Below are 18917 nucleotides of genomic sequence, written 5' to 3' on the forward strand. Positions count from 1 at the left end.
AGCCGTCATACGTGCAGCACACGGTTCAACATCTCCCGCAAACGTTCAAGCGTATAGGGTTTTGATAAAATGTCCTTAAACCCGTAGTCCGCGAAATTTCCCAGGATTGCATCCTCCGCGTAGCCGCTGGACACAACGGCCTTGACCCCGGGATCAAACGCTAAAATGTTCTTTAATGCCTCCACCCCGCCCATGCCGCCCGGAACGGTCATGTCCATGATGACCAGGTCAAAGGGAGCATCCGAGGCCATGGCCTCTTTGTACATGGCCACCGCTTCTTCGCCATCCACGGCGGTTTTGACCTCGCAGTCAAATGTCTGAAGCATCTCCGAGGCAATATCGCGGATCATCTCTTCGTCATCCATGACCAGGACCCGGGCGGAATACGACAGTTCCGGGGCACCTGGTGCAGATCCCTCGGATTCCGGGGGATGCTCTGTTTCCGAAGCTGGCAGATACAGGGTGAAGGTCGTGCCTTTGCCGGGTTCCGAGGCCGCATGGATATACCCGCCGTGCCTTTCCATGATGGAATAGACGGTTGCAAGCCCCATTCCCGTGCCGTTTTGACGGATGCTGTAATAAGGGTCGAAGATGTGAGCCAGGTACTTTTTGTCAATGCCGATGCCGTCATCACGCACCACCGCCTTTATATATTTGCCCGGTGAAAGCGGCAGCCGGCTCGTCTCCGGAATATCCGCATTCTCCAGGCTGATGTAGAGATGGCCGCCCTCCGGCATGGCTTGATCGGCATTGATCGCAAGGTTGGAGAACACCTGCTGGGCCTGCCCTTTGTCCACCCTGGCCAGCCGAAGATCTCCGGCAGATTGAAAAACCGGTTTGACATTGCTCCCGGACAGGTCAAAACGAACCACTTCTTCTACAATCTGATCCAGCCGGGCGTCTTCCTTGACCGGATACCCCCCTTTTGAAAAGGTCAGCAGTTGGTTGGTCAACCGGATCGCCCGCTCCATGGATTTTTCCCCTTCCGCGAGGGGTTTGAGGGCCGCATGGCCGCTTTCCAGCTTCGATTTGGCAACGGAGATGCTGCCGAAAATGCTGGTAAGTATATTGTTGAAATCATGGGCGATACCGCCCGCCAGCATACCCACGGATTTCAATCTGTCCACCTTCTGAAGCTCCGCTTCGGCCTGCTTGCGCTCGGTGACGTCCTGGATGGTCCCGGTTACGGTATTGCTTTCCGGGTTGTAGGCCCCAAGTGAATATATGTCCCGGATTTGGCCGTCCACAGGCCGTTTAATCCTGTACTCCACCTCGTATTCCTGCTCGCTGTGCAACAACCCGTTCAGCTTTTCATCGAGCATCTCCCGGTATTCCGGCAGCGGAAACAATTTAAGCTCTTGCAGGGGCCTGTTTTCGCAAGTATCCATGCCATATATCCGGCACGCTTCCTCGGAAAGGGTGACCCGGCCGGTATTGAGATCGACCTGCCAGCTTCCCATCCGGGCCACGGCCTGGGCCCTGCGCAGTTGCGTTTCACTTTCACGCAGGGCTTCCCGCATCCGGTAGTCCTCGCTGATATCTCGGAACACCAGCACGACGCCGGTGGTATGGCCGGCTTTATCCTGGATCGGCGCCCCGGAATCATCCACCCGGTATTCTGTTCCGTCCGACGCCAAAAGCATGGTGTGCTCGCCCAAATTGATCACGCCGCCGGCGTCAAGCACCCGCCTGACCGGATCGGGCAGCCTTTTCTTCGTCCTGGCGTCAACGATGTTGAACACCTCGGACAGCGGCTGGCCGACCGCTTCTTCTTTGCGCCACCCTGTCAGCGCCTGTGCGACCGGATTCATGCGAACAATTTGTCCCCCGATGTCGGTGGCGATCACCGCGTCACCGATAGAATCGAGGGTGGTGCGGAGGTTTTCCTCGTTCTGGCGCAGTTTTTTTTCAATATGCTCCCGTTCCCGGATCTCGTGTTGCAGTTCGGTGTTTGCCGCAGCAAGGGCGGAAGTCCGCTCGCGCACCCGCATTTCAAGTGTTTGATTGGCCTGAAATAATCTGACATAAAAAAGAAAAAGCGCAAACCCCATGATGAAAAAGGCCAGAACAACGCCGTGGGTATATACCGTCCGGGGGTTCCATACCGCCTCGATACGCCCGATCCTTCTCCCGTCGTAGTGGACATGCGAGTCCAGGGGGATTTCAGGTATGAGGTTAACCGCCATCAGGAGGCGTTCAAACGGTCCCGGCGCCATCGGGGGCGACTCATAGAAGACTCTCCCGTTTACTTCGAAAACCGACAGCGAGGCATAGTTGTCGGACTGGCAGGCAAGGTTCAGGTATTCGGAAGCAGCGTCATAATTGTAATTCCACAGGGCGTCGGCAATGACCCGGGCGTGCTTGTCGATTGTTGCATGCGCCTGTCCCCGGACACGCGCTTCATAAAACACAACAAACGCGAAAAAAAGAACTAACGCGACAATTCCGCCCACAATGGCCGCTTTTTTAAATCCCGCGTTATTGGTGTTTGCTGTATGCGTCATGCCCTAATGAAAGCCCTATTTTTGGGTATCTGATTGCTATTATATCACCTAAATTGAGCGATTTTCAAGTTTGGTTATGCAGAAGAATGCTTATTTTTGGTGATTGGTTTCAGGCGCTTAATCTGTTTTGCTTCAGGGCTGTTCATTGCATGCCAAAGGTCCCAATCCTGTTCAACTCTTGTTTTGTAGCACTCCTCAAATTTTATATTCTTTAATGACCTTGCTTATACTCATGATATCCTCTTACATTTATCGATGCATCATTTGGTGGGTCAGGCCAATGCAAAACTCAGCGGCGCGGCTTGTCCGCGTCCGCTGAAGTGCCTTGAGCACCGATTGCTATAAAAGCATCACGAAACAGCAGAGCTTTGTCTGTATTGAATCGGAACTCAATCACACCCTCCCATCCTTCTCGAAAGTTTGATGACTCGAACGAAAGAGATAATGTTTGCTCTTCAGGCATATCAACATACAGGTTCGCTATCTTGGGGTCTTTAACAGAGATGTTGATCTGACGTTTTCCGTATGTGTAGCAGACCGCTCGCACCTTCGTTATCACAAGACAGCCGGAAAATCCCTCTGTGCGGTGACGATATCGTTTACCCGGTCCATTAACATGCTTTGTTACGAACCAGCCGCCAATACCTTCATCAAAAACAACGATTCCCTCGTTCTCAAGCACTGGACGCAGTTTTTTGGGGATAGAGCCAATTCCAAATAGCCGATGCAGGACTGTTTTCTTCATCACTCTCTTCTAAAAACGCCTCAGTGCCAACAGTAATACTTTTGAACCATCTTTCATCCCGGCAATTCGCACGGTTTGCCAAGGCTTCCTCAAAAGTTAATTTGGTCCGCCCCTGGCTCCGCTGGTTCATAAGATTACCCCTCGGATTGAATTGCATTGATAACGACATCATTGAGCTGCGGGTAATAGACTTTCTTTTTAGCCGCTTGGTTAATGGTATCCTCCCACTGGCGGAACGAATCCACGTTGTGCAATGTGTGTTCGGCATCCTTTGGGTTACCCTTCTCGGCAATTTCACGGATTCCCGCAAGCGCCCGATCGTCGCCGGGAAAGTACATGGGTATCATGCCTCTATCCTTTGGAATCCCATCAAATACCATTTTGGAATGTTTTTCACGTTCGCAGTCTTCCAAAAATTTCTCCAGGCTGAAAAAGTTGAGGCTGCCAAGCGCACCCATGGCATGCCGCAGGATATGCACCCCATATTTGCGCAGCGCGTTGCGGCTCAATTCTGAATCTGTAAGCGCCTGTGGCGTCATATCGCGCAGGCTGGTACTGCCTCCGGTCTGGGCGGAGGGATAACCGGTAATCCAGGTGTTGATCCGAGCCAAGGCTGCGTTGATGAATGTTTGATGCGGAGAACTATAGGAAAGATTGCCGTCTGACCCGATTACGCTGGGGATGCCGCAGTGTATGCACAATATGCCCGGGTTGACGGTCTGGGCGACAATCATCATGAAAAGCACCTGTGCATGGTTCTGCGTCAGGAAAGCCTCCGGGCTAGCGGGGGCGGAGACGCCGGCCATGCTCTGGTCGACAAATAAAAGGTTGTTGCCTGTGCGGGCACTACGCAAAAAAGAATCAACCATGTTATTCATTGGCGCCAAGGAGGTAATCAGGCTGGTACCGTCGATCCAGTCATCTTTCCCCTTCAAAAAGGTCACTTCGTCGTCGCTCATGGCACTGGTGGTGATCATCTTGAGCCCCTGGAAGTTTTTCTCCATCAGCTGGGCGATTTCGAAGAGGGAAATGCTTTTGTCGCAGGCCACCGGCAGACTGAAAATCCCGACATCATCTTGTTTTTCGCCAACCGTGAGGATGATATTTTCGTACTCTTCGCGGTTGGCCGGACGCAGCTCTTCTTCACCCGTCCGCTTGAAAAAGGGGGATGTCGCACCTATGCCAAAGGTGTTCATTCCCGGGTCTCCAGGCATTTCACGGGGCACCTGCTCCAGGCAGTGATCGATATAGTCCCGCTTCAAGGGAATGAACAGCGCCGTTTCGTTTTCGAAGTCCACGGCGTCGGCTTCCATTAGTAAATCCATCAGGGTTTGATTTTCGGCGGTATTGATGCCGATTTCCGTAAGTACCCGTTTTGCGTTTTCGTCAATGCGCTGATAAATAGCCTTTTCCGCGATCAGGTCGTCGATGTCCGCCATCCGAAATCGAACTTTTTCCAGGACCGCTTCGTCGGTGACATGATTAAGAAGGTCCTCATAAATGACCTTCGCCTTTTCGAACTGGGCCTCATTTTCCAGGCCTAATCCCTTGCTGAAAGTCTCATCTGCCTGTTTATTCATTGCAATCCTCGCTGTTCTATCCTTTAAGTATGTCGGCCCTAAATTGAGCGCTCCAAATTTTTCAAATATAGATTTTGGCATTTTTTTAAAGGAGTTGACGCATTTTATAGCTTAAAAATTTGAAACCTTCCGGGATTTCCAATTTCACCGCATCTACTGCGTCAAATGATGTCTCGCACAGGCCAGGTTCATATAGCAAAGCTGCTTCAAAACCGCCATCCTGCCTCAACAAGCGCATAGTGCAACCATGCGAAAGTATAGACATCGTCGTTGTCCGCCCCGCCCTCGAGTGTCCTGTATCCTGCCGCCACGTACCATCCTGAATCGAAGTCGTATTGTGCCTTGAGGGCCGCATCGACAGCACGCCCCATGGGCGACCACGCGCCTTCAATGTCTATAATGACGGATGCCTGATCATTAAATCGGTATTCGCCGTACAAATGCAGGAGAGGAACCAGGCCAAGATCACTTCGGGATTGCCTCTTGTCCCCCTGCTCCAGCGTGATGTCTGCATCTCGAACCAACGCGGCCGCGCCGAACCCCCAGCGCCAGCATTCGCGATTGTAAAAGGTCCACCGATAGGTCAGCCGGTAGGTGTTGAACTTGTAAGTTCCCTTTGTCGGCAAATCGGTGTAGAACATATCGTCCTTAAACGTCACATCTTCATTCAACAATCCTGTTCCATCGACTGTCAGCGGTGCGACAGTGAGGCGCAGAGCGTGTCGGTTGTTGAAATCGTATGTTGCATAGACGCGAACATACGGGTCCGGTCCGTTGCCGGTCAGGTCCAGCATGTCGAACTTCGTGCCGACATCGCCGGGAATGCGCACATCATTTTTGCTGAACCAAACGCCACCGCTTTCGAACTGAAGATCGAGTTTAGCACCTATAGCCGAGGACGGGATGCTGAGAATGACGCCAAGCAGCCAGTAGATTATGAAATTGCGCATGTATTCTTCTTCTCCCTATGAATGTGCCGAGCGGTCTTTCAGTCTTAATCTTACTCAATCTCGTTGCCCAGCGCTCCGCATAACCGGCCGGGGAACCACTTTTCAATCCCTCCTCGCCAATTTTCACCACCAGAATACAATAAAGATAATTGAAAGACAATGAAATCAATCGGCTAAATATGTGGGCGCCAACGTTGGCGGTTATCGGCGGCGGGATTTCTCTGCGAACTGGTACAGCATTTTACGCAGAGCCGGTCAGCTTCTATCCTTCCGTGTGTTTTGGGTCGAATCCCAGAAGCTCTTGAAGTCTTTTATAATTTATCAGAACGTTTTTTCTTTTGCCGTCTTTTATTTTTTTCAGAGCTGCTGTTCTTGGCTTGTTGTCAATTTTTTTCCGGGAGCCAGGAAACGATAATTTGACATCGATATTTTTATCTATTGGCAAACCAAACAACATACTCCCGGACAGGCCAAAAGTTCGGATCTTCTTTATCGATTACTTCAACATCACAAAGGGGAACATATCCAACTTTTCGTCCTTCTCTTACTTTCAATATTATACCGTACAAATCATCTTCTTGCTCAATACCTATCACCTTCATTTTATGCCCAAGTCTAAATGGTTGGTGGTCTGCTATATCTGTAAAATATGCGTCATCGTCATCTTCCATCCGTTCAACCAGGAATGGAAAATCAAGCTTCTCATTTAGCCATGTTTCCCAATGCCGTTGCTGCCATTCTTGATATTTCCTTTCGAAAGCCTCTTCACTCTCAGGCAAATTACCATTTTCACTTTCTTCCAGATCCCAAGAAGTATCGTATTTTTCCATATAGACCTTACCCTTTCCTGATGGTTTGTGTTGTTCGGCAAAACGTTCTCTGGACTCTCTTACTGCAGAAAGAATATCTTTCCTTGGTGAAGATATGGTGATTCCCTCTGATACGCTCATCAAACCCAAGCCGATTGAGCAGGAAGCATCAAGTCTCGAACGAGACATTCGCATTTGATCTTCGCATCAAAATGTGCTCGTACAGCTTTTCCAGTTTGCTCATAATCGTATCCTATCATTTCCATTCAATTGGGCCAAGTTGCTCTTTACATCTCTCGCACAACGTGGCCTTCACCGGCGGGGATGTAGCGCAGCGAAATCCACGTCCGAGTGAAAGGCATGGTCCTTCATTGTTTTATGACACCCATTTTATAGAAATTTTTCGCTCAGATTGGACACAATCCCGCAAATATAAATTTATTAAATTTTGATAAGGTATACCGGTCTCTTCCGCCTGTTTTTTAAAATAATCGATAACGTCGACCCCCATACGAATAGTGACTTGTTTCTTCAAGTGTTTCGCATAAGGATTTCTTTTGCCTTTCATTTTCTCAAAATCGTATTCTTTTCTCATTTTAGCACCTTAAAATATACTTTTTGTTCTTTTTTCGTTGCCTTTCTTGCTGAGATGATGCGAATCTCTGATTCAGATTTTCGAAAACACTGGCATATTACCAATACTCTGAGTTTTTGGCTCAAGCCGAGTAAGAGAAAACGATCTTCAGTTTCAGAATGATCCGGGTCTTCGAATTCAATTGCGTACTCATCAAAAAATACCGTTTGCGCCTCCTCAAACGATACGCCATGTTGCCTTTGATTTGCAGAATTCTTTTTATCATCCCAGGAAAAAAACAAATTTTTCATATTTACACTGTAAATATATTATAATTATATGTCAATGGCGGAATTGATGAAGAACGGGCTGCTCACCCGCCGGTGTGCAGCGGCAGCGGAACACCGGTCAGAGTGCAGCAGAAAAGTTAGCGCCAGTCTTTTCTGAACCACGGAAAAAGAACTGTGGTGCTTCAACTGGAATGCTCTTGAACTAAGTTGGAAATATATCTGATGAGTTCCTCTGCCTTTGAAATCCATGGTACGACCTGTGATTCTCCAAAACTGACAAAGTCGAGGTAATCACCCTCCTGGCATCGCTCAAAAAGGTCATTATGGAATGGATGCGCACGCACGCTGAATAAAACAGCGTCAGTCTTTACCCCGCAAAAAAATGGGGGAGAACCAGTCCACCATGCGTTTGGGGGAAAGGCGGAGGAGCAGGATATGGATCAGCCAGCTCCGGAATCCGGGCACGTAAAGGAATTTTTGCTTTTCAAACGCCTTCAGGGCTTTTTCGGCAACCCACTCCGGCTTTTTCAACCCGCTGATGGCAAACCAGCGCAAGTGCTTTGGAAATTGTGACATCGGACTCGTCAATGGCCCGGTTGATCGCCACGGGCATGCCCTCAGGGGGTTGGGATAAATAAAACGGGTTTCTTCGGGAAACCTGCCGATCTTTACGTCGTCGCCGTAAAAAATGAGCCCTTCGGTAAATTTAGACATAACCTTCCCCCTTAACGATCCATCATTACCGTTTTTTCGGAGAAACCCACATTTGGATAACCGCCCGAAGGACTGTCGTATGATTGTTATCTATCACATTCACGGTCACCGGAAATTCTGTTGCAGCTTCGAACCCGGGTACGGAGTCCACCTCTGCGACAGCACGCAAGTCCGTTTCAGCTTTTTCGAGATACTCCACCGTCATCCCTTTGGGAAGAGTTTAAAAAATTTCCGGGTCTGATCAAAAAAGACCCGGCAAGGCAATTGAAAATCACGGAAAAAAATTTGCCGAACCCGGATACAACCAAGCTGAAAGATGCCATATTTGGCCCTGAATGGAGTGCCGCTTTGCTCCTGCCATGACAAAAATGTCGTTTTTGAGGTCAAAAAGTGGATTATTAAGCCGAAAAAAGGCCTTGTTTTGGGTTTATACTGTATAATTTTAAGAGGTTAATTTGGCCCGACCCTCTAGTAAGAAGCTCTTGAAGTCTTTTATAATTTATCAGAACGTTTTTTCTTCTGCCGTCTTTTATTTTTTTTCAGAGCTGCTGTGCTTGGCTTTTTGTCAATTTTTTCCCGGAACATAGCATAGTGCCGTTTTACCCTATCCAGGAAAACAGTGTCTTTCAACAATACATTTCGAAATAAATCCAAGAGGGCAGGGGCATCATCCGATTGAGGACTTGCAAGATTCAACGCCGGGCCAATAAGATTTTTTATGATAAGCGGATCATTGTCTCCCATCCATTTGATATAAAATTCCGGTTTTTCCCAGCCCCATGCAATAACCGCCTGTATATCTTTTTGAAGAGATGACACCACAGCCAAGAAAACCCGCCGGCAGTCGCATCCTGGTTCATCGCAAAACATCTCAAGAAAAGAATAATGTGCTGGTGGTAAGTTAAACTTTGAACCTTCAAGCACAGTGACCGTTCGGGTTTCACGCTCGGCTGTTTCAGGAAAATGATTATGGAAAAGTGTGTATGGCATTTTTTCTATCTCTCATCTATGGGGTTACGGGCTGCTCACCTGCCGGTGTGGAGCGCCGCAAAACACCGGTTAGCGTGAAGCAGGGAGGTTAGGCCATCATGAAGCCCAGCACAAAGGTATCGGTCTTCTGCGGATGCGCCCGATTCAGCCGCGACAGCGTCTGCACCGCCTTGATACCGGAGAGCACCTTGTCCACATACATCGTGTGCAGCAGCGGCTCGTCGTAGCCGGTCTGGAACTTGTCGGCCACGATCAGGAAACGATATGGGTCTTTGCCGGAAATCCCTTTCACTTCCTCCGCCTTGAAATACGCCTTGATCTTGCTGCTCGGAAAGCCGTTCAGGGAGGCCTCGGTGATCTTCTTATCGTCCTGCTTTTTCCGGCCGCGCTCGTCTTTCTCCTCCATGATTTGGGCGTAGTTCTCCAGGATATCGGTCAGGCCGGATTTGGTGAGAATGCGCTTCCAGAGGTAGTCCGTCTTCAGTCCGGCCGGGTTCGGCGGGTTTCCGGCCCCGTTGTCCCATCCCTGGTTAAAAGGGAGGAACCATGAATCCTTGCCCTTGAGATGCGTGCACATCTGCACCTCGTGGTCATCTGTATCCGTTGGGCTCATATACCCCTCTCCATCAAACAACCATCAATTAAATCAAGTGACGATCACCACTATATATTGTGATTAACGGCGCTCTGGTGATCACATATAGTATTTTTACCCGTGCGCCATCAATTACCCGTCAATTACCCGTCAATGAAATCAGCCTTAGGCCCAGTAGGGTACATATTTCATCATTTTTCTGGCTGCTTCTTCATCATATGGCTTAATAGCACCATCCTCAAGAGCTTCACGGATATAGCGGGATACAATCGCTTTGTTTTTCTCTTCTATTCCCCACCTCTCCCTTAAACTTGCGTTTGTGAGAAAGCTTCTATTCACATATTTCAGACAAGCATGAAGGTAACAAGACCGCACTCTGTCTGCCTTATCCATTTCCTTCAGATCTTTATGGGCGAAAAGCACACTCCGGGTAAACCCGTCGGGGATCTCAAACAACGGCGCAGGAAGTTGGTGTAGCTCTATTTGAAAAACCACTTTATCGATCCCGCTGCCGCGTTCTTCGCAAATTCCCAGTCGCCGCATAAGGGAGGCCAGGGTCTCGTTGCGGGACTTGGGCGGCGTATCCAGAAACCTTTGGGTATCCACCAGAGGTTCTCCGGGATTGGTGATTTCAATACGATCATCAAATATTTCCACCATCGGCCCCGCCCCCGTAACAGAGAAATCCTGATGGATCAACGCATTGGCCACCAGTTCCCGAATGGCGATCTCCGGAAACATGGGAACATCTTTTCGAAGTGCGGTGCCCAGCAACTCGTTGGCAGGCAACAATCCGTTTATATAATCGATCAGACCTTCAAAGCCGCATGCATAGCCCTTGCCGCCCTCCTGCTCCCGGTACGTCTCGGTCCGGCCGGAACCACGGTACTGAATAACCCGGATGGCTTTTCTTCTCAACCGGGGAAACTTTTTCAACTGTTTGGCAAAGAGGGCTCCGCCCAGGTTCGTTATGTTCCAACCGCCCGCATCACAACGAAAAATCAGTTCGTCTTCGGCCAGGGCGTCAAGTATCCCATCCCGGTTCGAAGGCAGCGGAATGTCCAGAAGGTCGAAGTACGCCGGATAGTCGAGCAACTGCAACACCTCATCCGCACTTGCCTGCTCCAGCGCAATCATTTCTTCAAAGGGGACGGTGTCAAAGATACGCCAGAGCCGTCGTTCAAGCTCGGGCGCCTCTTTCAGGGGCTTTTTCACTTCGCCGACCCGGATATATTCCCTGCCGTTGAATCTAACCGGGCGGTGAGATGCCCGTTCGATTTCAAGAATAACCACCTGGCAACCGTCAATCATCACTTCATCGAAGCGAAAATGAATCCTTGGCTGCAACAACTGCAAAAGCCAGCTTTCAAGGGGCTGGTTTCCTTTTTTGGCGGATAACGGCTGGAACCGGGTGCCAACAATCTCCCGTGACTGATTATCTATGCCCCAGAGCATATAGGCGTTTGCCTTGCCTTCCAGTGCGGCGGCATTGGACAGAGCGGAAATGTACCCCCCCATTTCCTGCGGGTTGTCGTTATTATGCTTGAACTCCAGCCATGGGGTCTCGGCGGGATACTTCACCAGCTCGCGGACCAGTCCGGCAAGATATTCGGGAGACCGGTGTGTCATGGGTCCACCTGCCCGGCGAAGGCTTCTTCGTCCGGTTCGCATTTTACTTCTCCCACGAACGACTCAGCAATCAGTGTTTCCAGGCCTTTTTCGCTTGTGTCGGTCGGATTCATAAATCCTCCAGCAAATGGGCGATCTCCTGCGGTGACGGCAGTTGGCCTTTCAACGATTGCGGCAGCGTCCGGGTGATCTCATAGGTCGCCACGCCAATGGGCTTTCGGGCGTCGTGTAGGGCATATTCCACGATTGTGTGGTTTTTCTCTTTGCAGAGAATGATGCCGATGGAGGGGTTTTCATCCGCTTGGCGGACCTGCCTGTCCAGCGCCGTCAGATAGAACTGCATCTTGCCGACGAACTCCGGCAGAAATTCACCGATTTTCAGTTCAATAGCAACAAGACAGCGCAGGCGGCGGTGAAACAGAAGAAGATCGATGAAAAATTCTTTTCCATCCACCTCCAGTCGGTACTGACTGCCCATAAAGGCGAACATGCCGCCCATGCTCCTCAGAAAATGCTCGATCCGGGCGATGAGCGCCCGTTCCAGCTCCCGTTCGCTGTGATCTTCACCCAGCTCCAGAAAATCAAAGGTATACTCGTCCCTTAACGCCAGTTTGGCCTGAGCGCGCAACTCCGGCGTCAGCGCCTGGTCAAAATTGGTCTGACCCACCAGGGATTTTTCATAGCTCTGGTTGTCGATCTGGTGAATGAGCACGTTTTTCGACCAGCCGAACTTGCGGGTCATGCGGATATAAAATTCTCTTTCCAGGGGGTCCTTGCATTTGCTCATGATGACAAGATTATGCGCCCAGGCGATTTCTCCAACCAGCGGTTGGAGTCTTTCGTTGCCATGGTACTCCGAATAGAACTGGCGCATGTACCAGAGGTTTTGAACTGAAAAACCGCTCACGCCGGGAAATTCCTGCCGCAGATCGGCGGATAACCGTTTTACCACAGATTTGCCCCAACCCTCGGTCTCCTGGCGTTCCACGATAATTCGCCCGATGTCCCAGTACAAACCGACTAGTTCCTTGTTGACCGCTTTGAGGGCTTCATACTGGGCGGAGCGGATGCGCTCCTTGATTTCGGTCAGCAGGCGCGGGTAATCACCCTGTTTGCCGAGACTGTTTTCGTCAGGGGTATCATTCGAATTCATTGATGGAATCCTCCTCATCAATCACGGCATCAGCGGTGTCTTCTGCCAGCGGCTCCAGGGCTTCAGTCATCTCCTCTGAGTCTTCACTGCCCGCTGTGTTTTCGCGTGTTTTCGGGTCAGTTTACAAATTAGCACAAAGCTGCGCCGGCTTTTTGTGTCAGCCTGAATTCTGTTTTTCGCTGTTAAGCGATAAATTATGATCATGGAGCCTGTTTTTCGGATATGGCTTTACCTTTTTCCATTCCTGCGATTCAATTTCAGCCTGCCAGAGGTCAAAATTTTTCTGCAAATTAAGCCAAAAATCCGGAGTGGTATCAAACGCACGTGACAAGCGCAAAGCCATGTCAGGGGTGATAGCTCCTCTTTCATTTATGATTTTAGATAATGTTTTTCTTGAAACCCCGAGCGTTGCGGCCATATCCTTAATTGTAATGGATAGCGGCAAGAGATAGTCTTCTTTTATAATATTGCCCGGATGTGTTGGACGTCTAATCACCTTTCGCATTGATACACCCCCTAATGGTAATCATCGTAATCAACAACATATGCATCACCATCAATAAATTGAAAAAATATTCGCCAGTTGCCGGAAACTTTCACTGCATAAAATTCCTTTTTATCACCGCTTAATTGGTGAAGGAAGGAGCCGGGGTAATTCATATCCTTGATCTCACATGCGGCATTGAGACGATCAAGGATCCTTTCAAGCCGGTTTGCGTGTTCAGGCTTTATTCCCTTTTTGCGTCCCGTGCAAAAAAAGTCCTTCAGCCCTCTGTGTTTAAAGGATTTTATCATGACACTTTTAATGTAACCTAAAAGGTTACGCTTGTCAATGTAATATTTGTAGCAAACAAACAGCGTTTTATCCTTCATCCGATGTGAAAGGTAGCATAGTATAACGGCGCCGTAAAACCCTGAATAGAGGCAAAATTGTCATATAAAGCGCAAGGATGATGGATAAAACGTGTTGAACTAAACCCGGCCGCAGATATTCGGAAGTGCTTTTCTGATTATGGCGATTATATGGGGTATCGATTGATTTGGCAAGATCAAGGCAGCAATTTTAGGGTCCGTGCGTGTCACAGTCGCATGATTCCGGGTTGTTCGTCCGGATTGAGGATGTGTTCATGGTTGCCGCGGCGGAAGACGGAAATGTTTCGTATTATCTGCGGCAAGCTTAAAAATCCTTCAACTTTGATATAATCATGGGTTATATTCATGTTCCACACAAAAACGGTCAAGGCGTTAAAAGCCCGGCGGAAGGTGAAAATTATCGGCAAATACGCGGGGCTGATAAGGAAAGAATGAGGGCGAAACTGCATCAATTTTATCTGTGCTTATGCAGAAAATTCTGATCATCATCGGTGCTGTGATTATCGTGATTGGTCTGGCCTGGCCGGTGCTGGTCAAGCTTCCGCTGGGCCGGCTGCCCGGGGATATTATTATCGACCGGCCCGGGCTCAAGGTCTACATTCCCATCACCACCATGATTCTGGTGAGTATTGTGGTGTCCGTGATTTTATGGATATTCAGGAAGTAGGTTCCTTTTACTCCGCCGTTTTTTCATCCGCCCAGGGCAGGCCGGATATGCCGAAGGCCACGATGTGGGTGACAATCAGCCAGCCTACGCCTAAAATGATAATCCCGGATAAGGGGTAGCCCTCATAGGGCTCGGCAAATTCCTGCATCAGGCTGTTGATCAGCGCAATTCCCAGGGCCACCGGGGTGATGAACTTGATGCAGTATTTCCAGAGCTGGAGCACGATATATTTAAAAATGTTGTGCCGCGTGCCGGTGAGCCCGAGTTGAGAGACGATATGCATTTTCAGCTGCTCGGTCCGGTAAATCCAGCCCACGATAAACGCCTCGACGATGCCCACGGTCACCAGCCCGTAATGGTTGAGGAAATGATCCACGATGTCTAACCAGTAGAGCCCGGCGTTGGAGGTAAACAGAATCGAGCCGCAGAATCCGATAATGCAGATCGTGGTCACCACCTTCTGCCGGGATGTGCCGAATTTGTCGATGATGGCGGAAGAAAAGGCCTCGATGATGGAAATGGAGGATGAGATCCCGGCAATGGTGAGCAGAAAGAAGAAGAGCATGCCGAAGACCTCGCCGAACGGAATAAGCGAGATCGCCTTAGGGTAGGCCACAAACGCCAGGCCGATGCCGCTGGTGACCGCTTCGCTGATCGGGATTCCCTGTTTGAATGCCATGTAGCCCAGAATGCTGAAAACCCCGAGCCCGGCAAACATTTCATAAAAGCTGTTGGAAAAGGCGACGATAATGCTGTTTTTAAATATATTGGCATTCTTGGGCAGATACGAGGCATAGGCGATCATAATGCCGAACCCCAGCGATAAAGAGAAAAAAATCTGCCCGTAGGCTGCGATCCAGACATCCAGGTTCATGATCTTGGAAAAATTGGGGGTCAGATACAGCGAAATTCCCTGGCCCGCGCCTTGCAGAAAAAGCGACCAGATGATGATGACAAAGGTGATCAGAAAGAGCACCGGCATCATGAGCTTCACGGCCCGCTCGATCCCCTTTTCAATGCCCTGGTAGGTGATCGACCAGTTGATGAACCAGATAAGCGCCACCGCCAGGGCGATGTTGACGTTTACCCCTTTCAGGTCCCAGACGCCTGAGGATATGTTTAAAAAAGAGTTAAAGAAAAAATCGTTCGGGTCCGCCCCCCAGGCTTGGGTGAAGGAAAAACAGAAGAAGTTGGCGCACCAGCCGATGACCACGATGTAATAGACCACAATCCCGAACATCACAAAGGTCACGGACCACCAGCCGAGCCACTCCCATTTGCTGTCGATTTTTTGAAAGGCTTTCGGGGAAGAGGCTTTTTTCTTGTGGCCCAGGGCAAATTCCAGCATCAGAATGGGAATGCCCGCGGTGAGAAGCGCCACGATATAGGGAAATAAAAATGCGCCGCCGCCGTTTTCGTAGGCGATATACGGAAACCGCCAGATATTGCCAAGGCCTACGGCAGAGCCGATGGCTGCAAACAGAAACCCGAAATTGGTCCGCCACTGCGGTCTGTCGATATCATTCGCCATGTCGCCTCCATTTGCGCTGAGGTGAAAACTCGGGTTAGAGATCGGACTTATGTTAATCCGGATTCATAGCGGAAAAATCATTTCAGTTCAAACGGAAATCCGCAGAAGGCACGGCTAATTTGTTCTAACCGCAAAACCCATAACCACGGTCCTGTTAACGGACAATTAGTCGGCACGGTGGCCGACTCTACGATGCATGTGGCCGTAGGGCAGGCCACCGTGCCTGCCTAAGAAAAGACAGAACAAATTTGCCCTGCCGCAGAAGGGGGTTATTCCTCCGGCTTTTGGTCGGTATTTTTGGCGGATTTCTTGTTTTCAAGGGCGGGATCCATGGGCCGGCCGGCTTTGCCGTCTTCGTAGCATTTTCTGGCATACCAGTTCATCTGCCGGTATACGCCGCGGATAATGCTTACCTCTTTGGCCCGAAGCGGCATGCGGGAGAAGAACTGCCGGATCTTATTGATCCAGTAGTCCGGATTGTCCGGCTTGATATAGTCGATGCGGACCAGGAGATCCTTTAATTGATCATACATCCCGTCCAGTTCGTAGCGGGTGGCCATGCGCGGCGCGAAGGCCTTTGACTCCGGGAGGCTCGCCTTGAACAGTTCATAGCAGATGAGCATGACGGACTGGGCCAGATTGATGGATGAGAATTCGGCCGTGGGGATGTTCAGCAACGCGTGGCAGAGGCGGAGGTCCTCGTTGGTAAGGCCCCGGTCCTCCGGGCCGAAGACAATGGCAATGGTGTTTTCATGGGAGATGGGAATCAGTTTTTCCGCCAGTGCCGCCGGATTTTTTATCACCTGGCGCTGCCCGCCCAGCCGGGCGGTGGTGCCCACCACATAGTTATATTCCGAAACCGCGCTGGCCAGGTCGCTTGAGATGGCCGAATGCAGGATCACATCGCTTGCCGCATGGGTGGCCAGGGTAAGCGCCCGCTTGATGTCATAGTTTTCCGGATTGACCACGATCAGCCGTTTTAGGCCCATATTGCATATGGCCCGGGCGGCTGAGCCGATGTTTTCCGGATACCGGGGGTGGTTCAAAACAATGGTGATATGGTCCAAAAGAATTTTTTCAGGCATCAGATTTGATGAACTCGTAAAAAGTCGATTCCGGGACGGCAAAGAAAAAAGTTCAAGATCGCGGCGCGCAAATCCCGAGGAATGCAGCGTACTGATTCGTACGTGAAATTCCGAGGGATGCAGCGCAACAAAGATATTGGACTTTTTGCGAAGCCGTCAGATTTACATGCCAACAGGTTTTTCTGCAATACTTTCGGTTTGGCCGGCGCTTTGAAAGAAAGTCTGCACCACAGTGTTTAGGTTGTCCGTTTCAACAACCTTTGAGTTAACGCCGGCATTGGCGAAGACATAGCTCGGCCCCTTGTGCTTGATGTCTGAATTGACGATGCATTCATCGATGTGATGATGGGTAACCAGCCATTCAGCCACCTGTATGCCTTTACCGTGGGTCTGGCTGAGGTAGGGGTTTTTTTCAAATCGCTTTTCAAGAATCTGGCGCCGGGTGGTGTCCAGGGTAAATATGACGAAATAGGGGGCTTCGCCGAAATGCGCGCTGATGGTATTGTCCGTGTCCGCCATGGGGACGGCGATGCGGCGGTAGCCGGAGGTTTCCGGCTCATAGTGGATCATGATCCGGCCGACATGCGGGACCCGGTCATGGATTTCTCCCTCGATGCGGCTGCTTATATCGTGGGCTTTTTTGAGGTCACCGGTGCGAAGGGTGATGGAGGCCTGGATAAATCGGAATCTTCCGGAATTGCGGCCGACCAGGGTTTTAATATTAATTACCGCCGGCTCTTCGGAGATGATTTCGCGAACCGTGTCCAGGGTTTTGGTATCCACCGATGCATCCAGCAGCACGCGCATGCCGTCTGACAGGAGTCGCCAGGCCGCAACGGCGATAAATACCAGCACAATGCAGGCCGCCATATGATCGATGCCCAATCCAAAAATGGTGAAGTTGAGCCCGAAATAATTGAGCAGAACAGATAAAAACACCACCAGGGAGGATAAAACATCCGCCTGGCGGTGATGGCCTTCGGCAATCAGCGTGGGGGATTCGGTTTTGCGGCCCAGATGCAGGGCGTATTGGCCGAACATAAAGGTCACAAGGGTGGCAAAAGCTAAGAGGCCCACAACCCACAGGGATATCTCAGGCGGCGGTGCGCCGGCATCCAGAAAAATCTGGCGCGCAATTTCATAGCCCACAAACAGGATAAAGAGCGCCACGATCACCGAGATCATGTTCTCAATTTTATAAAGCCCCAGCGGGAAATTTTTAAAATGCTTGGTGGACAGTTTGACCCCGGCGAAAACCGCCACTGAGGCAAACGCATCGGTGAGGGAGTCAATGGCGCCGGCGGTAACGGCCAGGCTCCCGGAAACAACGGCCAGTATGCCTTTTAGTGCGGCCAGACCGATATTGAGCAAGAACGCATAGAGAACCACCTTCTGGATCTGGCGGGCTTCTTTGTCCGTGGCATCTGTGAATTGGGTGGATTCAAACATTAAATGCGTCCGTTGTTAACACGTCTTAATCTTGACGGCTTCGTAAAAAGTCCAATATCTTTGTTGCGCTGCATCCCTCGGAATTTCACGTACGAGTAAGTACGCTGCATTCCTCGGGATTTGCGCGCCGCGATCTTGAACTTTTTTCTTTGCCGTCCCAAAATCGACTTTTTACGAGTTCATCAATCTTACTCTTAATCTAAACAAAACAGCCTATAGCAAAAAATCGGCGCCCCGCAAAGAGTGAACTCGCAAAACCTTACGGTAAATTTGTTCTGTTTTTCGGGCAGGCACGGTGGCCTGCGCTACGCTGGGACGATATTTCTCCAGAAAGTGACTCTGAAAAGCGCCCAAAATCCATCCATACGGTCATTTCGAGCAGCAGCGAGAAATCTAAGATTCCTCGTCACTTTCGTTTCTCGGAATGACATGATTCCTCGTCGCTGACGCTCCTCGGAATGACATCAGCGGAATTTTCTGGAATAACGACATATATTATTCAGATTCATGAGCCGATATCACTGACCTTGTGTCCTTTTGAAAAATCGGTAAAATGTCCGTGATATGAAGGTTTCCGTCACATGTTACGCCGGCTATCGCGGCGAAGAAACCCCCCGATCGCTGATCATTGGGGACCGGGAAATCCGGGTCCGATCCGTAAATTCGCGCTGGCATGATCCCGATTACCGCTATTTCAAGGTACTGGGCGATGACGGCCGCGTCTATCGCCTGCGCTTTGACGGCACTTACTGGGAACTTGTTTAGCCGCTGACAGGCGC

At 50.1% G+C, this 18917-nt stretch carries 19 protein-coding genes; 2 read left to right on the top strand and 17 right to left on the bottom strand.

The window, feature by feature from the left end:
* Positions 1-5 precede the first annotated feature (5 nt).
* The 14 genes from U5L07_00970 to U5L07_01035 all read right to left on the bottom strand — a co-directional run bounded on the left by U5L07_00970 (position 6) and on the right by U5L07_01035 (position 13406).
* On the bottom strand, positions 6-2504 hold the full coding sequence (locus U5L07_00970) for a PAS domain S-box protein (protein MDZ7830303.1): 2499 nt from the start codon (positions 2502-2504) through the stop codon (positions 6-8).
* A 289-nt stretch (positions 2505-2793) separates the two neighbouring features.
* Positions 2794-3249: a hypothetical protein gene (locus U5L07_00975; GenBank protein MDZ7830304.1), complete on the bottom strand. Its 456-nt coding sequence runs from the start codon at positions 3247-3249 to the stop codon at positions 2794-2796.
* Between the two features lie 134 nt (positions 3250-3383).
* On the bottom strand, positions 3384-4829 hold the full coding sequence (locus tag U5L07_00980; GenBank protein MDZ7830305.1) for a trimethylamine methyltransferase family protein: 1446 nt from the start codon (positions 4827-4829) through the stop codon (positions 3384-3386).
* A gap of 206 nt (positions 4830-5035) precedes the next feature.
* Entirely contained in the window at positions 5036-5779 is a 744-nt protein-coding gene (locus U5L07_00985) for a hypothetical protein (protein MDZ7830306.1), read from the bottom strand.
* A gap of 431 nt (positions 5780-6210) precedes the next feature.
* Complete coding sequence (locus U5L07_00990) at positions 6211-6783, bottom strand: calcium-binding protein (GenBank protein ID MDZ7830307.1); 573 nt, start codon at positions 6781-6783, stop codon at positions 6211-6213.
* A 181-nt stretch (positions 6784-6964) separates the two neighbouring features.
* Positions 6965-7183: a CopG family antitoxin gene (locus U5L07_00995; GenBank protein ID MDZ7830308.1), complete on the bottom strand. Its 219-nt coding sequence runs from the start codon at positions 7181-7183 to the stop codon at positions 6965-6967.
* Positions 7180-7473, bottom strand: coding sequence for a BrnT family toxin (locus U5L07_01000; protein ID MDZ7830309.1), 294 nt, complete (start codon positions 7471-7473; stop codon positions 7180-7182). Before U5L07_01000 ends, U5L07_00995 begins: the two co-directional genes overlap by 4 nt.
* A 339-nt stretch (positions 7474-7812) precedes the next feature.
* Positions 7813-8166: a hypothetical protein gene (locus U5L07_01005; protein ID MDZ7830310.1), complete on the bottom strand. Its 354-nt coding sequence runs from the start codon at positions 8164-8166 to the stop codon at positions 7813-7815.
* A gap of 492 nt (positions 8167-8658) precedes the next feature.
* Positions 8659-9156 carry a hypothetical protein gene (locus U5L07_01010; protein ID MDZ7830311.1) on the bottom strand — a complete coding sequence of 166 codons (498 nt, stop codon included), beginning with the start codon at positions 9154-9156 and terminating at the stop codon, positions 8659-8661.
* An 88-nt stretch (positions 9157-9244) separates the two neighbouring features.
* Positions 9245-9769: a hypothetical protein gene (locus U5L07_01015; protein MDZ7830312.1), complete on the bottom strand. Its 525-nt coding sequence runs from the start codon at positions 9767-9769 to the stop codon at positions 9245-9247.
* A gap of 147 nt (positions 9770-9916) precedes the next feature.
* Positions 9917-11380, bottom strand: coding sequence for an ATP-binding protein (locus U5L07_01020; protein ID MDZ7830313.1), 1464 nt, complete (start codon positions 11378-11380; stop codon positions 9917-9919).
* A gap of 109 nt (positions 11381-11489) precedes the next feature.
* Positions 11490-12533, bottom strand: a complete 1044-nt coding sequence (locus U5L07_01025) for a PDDEXK nuclease domain-containing protein (protein ID MDZ7830314.1) — start codon at positions 12531-12533, stop codon at positions 11490-11492.
* A 157-nt stretch (positions 12534-12690) separates the two neighbouring features.
* Positions 12691-13038 (bottom strand): HigA family addiction module antitoxin, encoded by a 348-nt coding sequence (locus U5L07_01030; GenBank protein ID MDZ7830315.1) that lies wholly within the window; start codon positions 13036-13038, stop codon positions 12691-12693.
* 11 nt (positions 13039-13049) lie between these two features.
* Positions 13050-13406 carry a type II toxin-antitoxin system RelE/ParE family toxin gene (locus U5L07_01035; GenBank protein ID MDZ7830316.1) on the bottom strand — a complete coding sequence of 119 codons (357 nt, stop codon included), beginning with the start codon at positions 13404-13406 and terminating at the stop codon, positions 13050-13052.
* Between the two features lie 466 nt (positions 13407-13872).
* On the opposite strand from U5L07_01035, the gene U5L07_01040 reads away from it, so the two are divergent.
* On the top strand, positions 13873-14073 hold the full coding sequence (locus U5L07_01040) for a DUF2905 domain-containing protein (protein ID MDZ7830317.1): 201 nt from the start codon (positions 13873-13875) through the stop codon (positions 14071-14073).
* Between the two features lie 7 nt (positions 14074-14080).
* Here the strand turns inward: U5L07_01040 and U5L07_01045 are convergent, their stop codons facing one another.
* The 3 genes from U5L07_01045 to U5L07_01055 all read right to left on the bottom strand — a co-directional run bounded on the left by U5L07_01045 (position 14081) and on the right by U5L07_01055 (position 18138).
* Positions 14081-15604: a sodium-dependent transporter gene (locus U5L07_01045; protein MDZ7830318.1), complete on the bottom strand. Its 1524-nt coding sequence runs from the start codon at positions 15602-15604 to the stop codon at positions 14081-14083.
* A 269-nt stretch (positions 15605-15873) separates the two neighbouring features.
* Positions 15874-16689 carry an RNA methyltransferase gene (locus tag U5L07_01050; GenBank protein ID MDZ7830319.1) on the bottom strand — a complete coding sequence of 272 codons (816 nt, stop codon included), beginning with the start codon at positions 16687-16689 and terminating at the stop codon, positions 15874-15876.
* Between the two features lie 162 nt (positions 16690-16851).
* Positions 16852-18138 carry a cation diffusion facilitator family transporter gene (locus tag U5L07_01055; GenBank protein ID MDZ7830320.1) on the bottom strand — a complete coding sequence of 429 codons (1287 nt, stop codon included), beginning with the start codon at positions 18136-18138 and terminating at the stop codon, positions 16852-16854.
* A gap of 564 nt (positions 18139-18702) precedes the next feature.
* Between U5L07_01055 and U5L07_01060 the strand changes: the two genes are divergently transcribed.
* Entirely contained in the window at positions 18703-18903 is a 201-nt protein-coding gene (locus tag U5L07_01060; protein ID MDZ7830321.1) for a hypothetical protein, read from the top strand.
* Positions 18904-18917 lie beyond the last annotated feature (14 nt).

This window comes from Desulfobacterales bacterium, from assembly GCA_034520365.1.
Lineage (GTDB): Bacteria > Desulfobacterota > Desulfobacteria > Desulfobacterales > Desulfosalsimonadaceae > M55B175.

Excerpts from the sequence above, each read along its gene's own strand:
- U5L07_01060 (MDZ7830321.1), top strand. The coding sequence starts at position 18,703 with ATGAAGGTTTCCGTCACATGTTACGCCGGCTATCGCGGCGAAGAAACC.
- U5L07_01015 (MDZ7830312.1), bottom strand. The coding sequence starts at position 9,769 with ATGAGCCCAACGGATACAGATGACCACGAGGTGCAGATGTGCACGCAT.
- U5L07_01045 (MDZ7830318.1), bottom strand. The coding sequence starts at position 15,604 with ATGGCGAATGATATCGACAGACCGCAGTGGCGGACCAATTTCGGGTTT.
- U5L07_01020 (MDZ7830313.1), bottom strand. The coding sequence starts at position 11,380 with ATGACACACCGGTCTCCCGAATATCTTGCCGGACTGGTCCGCGAGCTG.
- U5L07_01055 (MDZ7830320.1), bottom strand. The coding sequence starts at position 18,138 with ATGTTTGAATCCACCCAATTCACAGATGCCACGGACAAAGAAGCCCGC.
- U5L07_01030 (MDZ7830315.1), bottom strand. The coding sequence starts at position 13,038 with ATGCGAAAGGTGATTAGACGTCCAACACATCCGGGCAATATTATAAAA.
- U5L07_01000 (MDZ7830309.1), bottom strand. The coding sequence starts at position 7,473 with ATGAAAAATTTGTTTTTTTCCTGGGATGATAAAAAGAATTCTGCAAAT.
- U5L07_00970 (MDZ7830303.1), bottom strand. The coding sequence starts at position 2,504 with ATGACGCATACAGCAAACACCAATAACGCGGGATTTAAAAAAGCGGCC.
- U5L07_00975 (MDZ7830304.1), bottom strand. The coding sequence starts at position 3,249 with ATGAAGAAAACAGTCCTGCATCGGCTATTTGGAATTGGCTCTATCCCC.
- U5L07_01010 (MDZ7830311.1), bottom strand. The coding sequence starts at position 9,156 with ATGCCATACACACTTTTCCATAATCATTTTCCTGAAACAGCCGAGCGT.
- U5L07_00980 (MDZ7830305.1), bottom strand. The coding sequence starts at position 4,829 with ATGAATAAACAGGCAGATGAGACTTTCAGCAAGGGATTAGGCCTGGAA.
- U5L07_00995 (MDZ7830308.1), bottom strand. The coding sequence starts at position 7,183 with ATGAGAAAAGAATACGATTTTGAGAAAATGAAAGGCAAAAGAAATCCT.
- U5L07_01050 (MDZ7830319.1), bottom strand. The coding sequence starts at position 16,689 with ATGCCTGAAAAAATTCTTTTGGACCATATCACCATTGTTTTGAACCAC.
- U5L07_01025 (MDZ7830314.1), bottom strand. The coding sequence starts at position 12,533 with ATGAATTCGAATGATACCCCTGACGAAAACAGTCTCGGCAAACAGGGT.
- U5L07_01040 (MDZ7830317.1), top strand. The coding sequence starts at position 13,873 with ATGCAGAAAATTCTGATCATCATCGGTGCTGTGATTATCGTGATTGGT.
- U5L07_01005 (MDZ7830310.1), bottom strand. The coding sequence starts at position 8,166 with ATGTCTAAATTTACCGAAGGGCTCATTTTTTACGGCGACGACGTAAAG.
- U5L07_00985 (MDZ7830306.1), bottom strand. The coding sequence starts at position 5,779 with ATGCGCAATTTCATAATCTACTGGCTGCTTGGCGTCATTCTCAGCATC.
- U5L07_00990 (MDZ7830307.1), bottom strand. The coding sequence starts at position 6,783 with ATGCGAATGTCTCGTTCGAGACTTGATGCTTCCTGCTCAATCGGCTTG.
- U5L07_01035 (MDZ7830316.1), bottom strand. The coding sequence starts at position 13,406 with ATGAAGGATAAAACGCTGTTTGTTTGCTACAAATATTACATTGACAAG.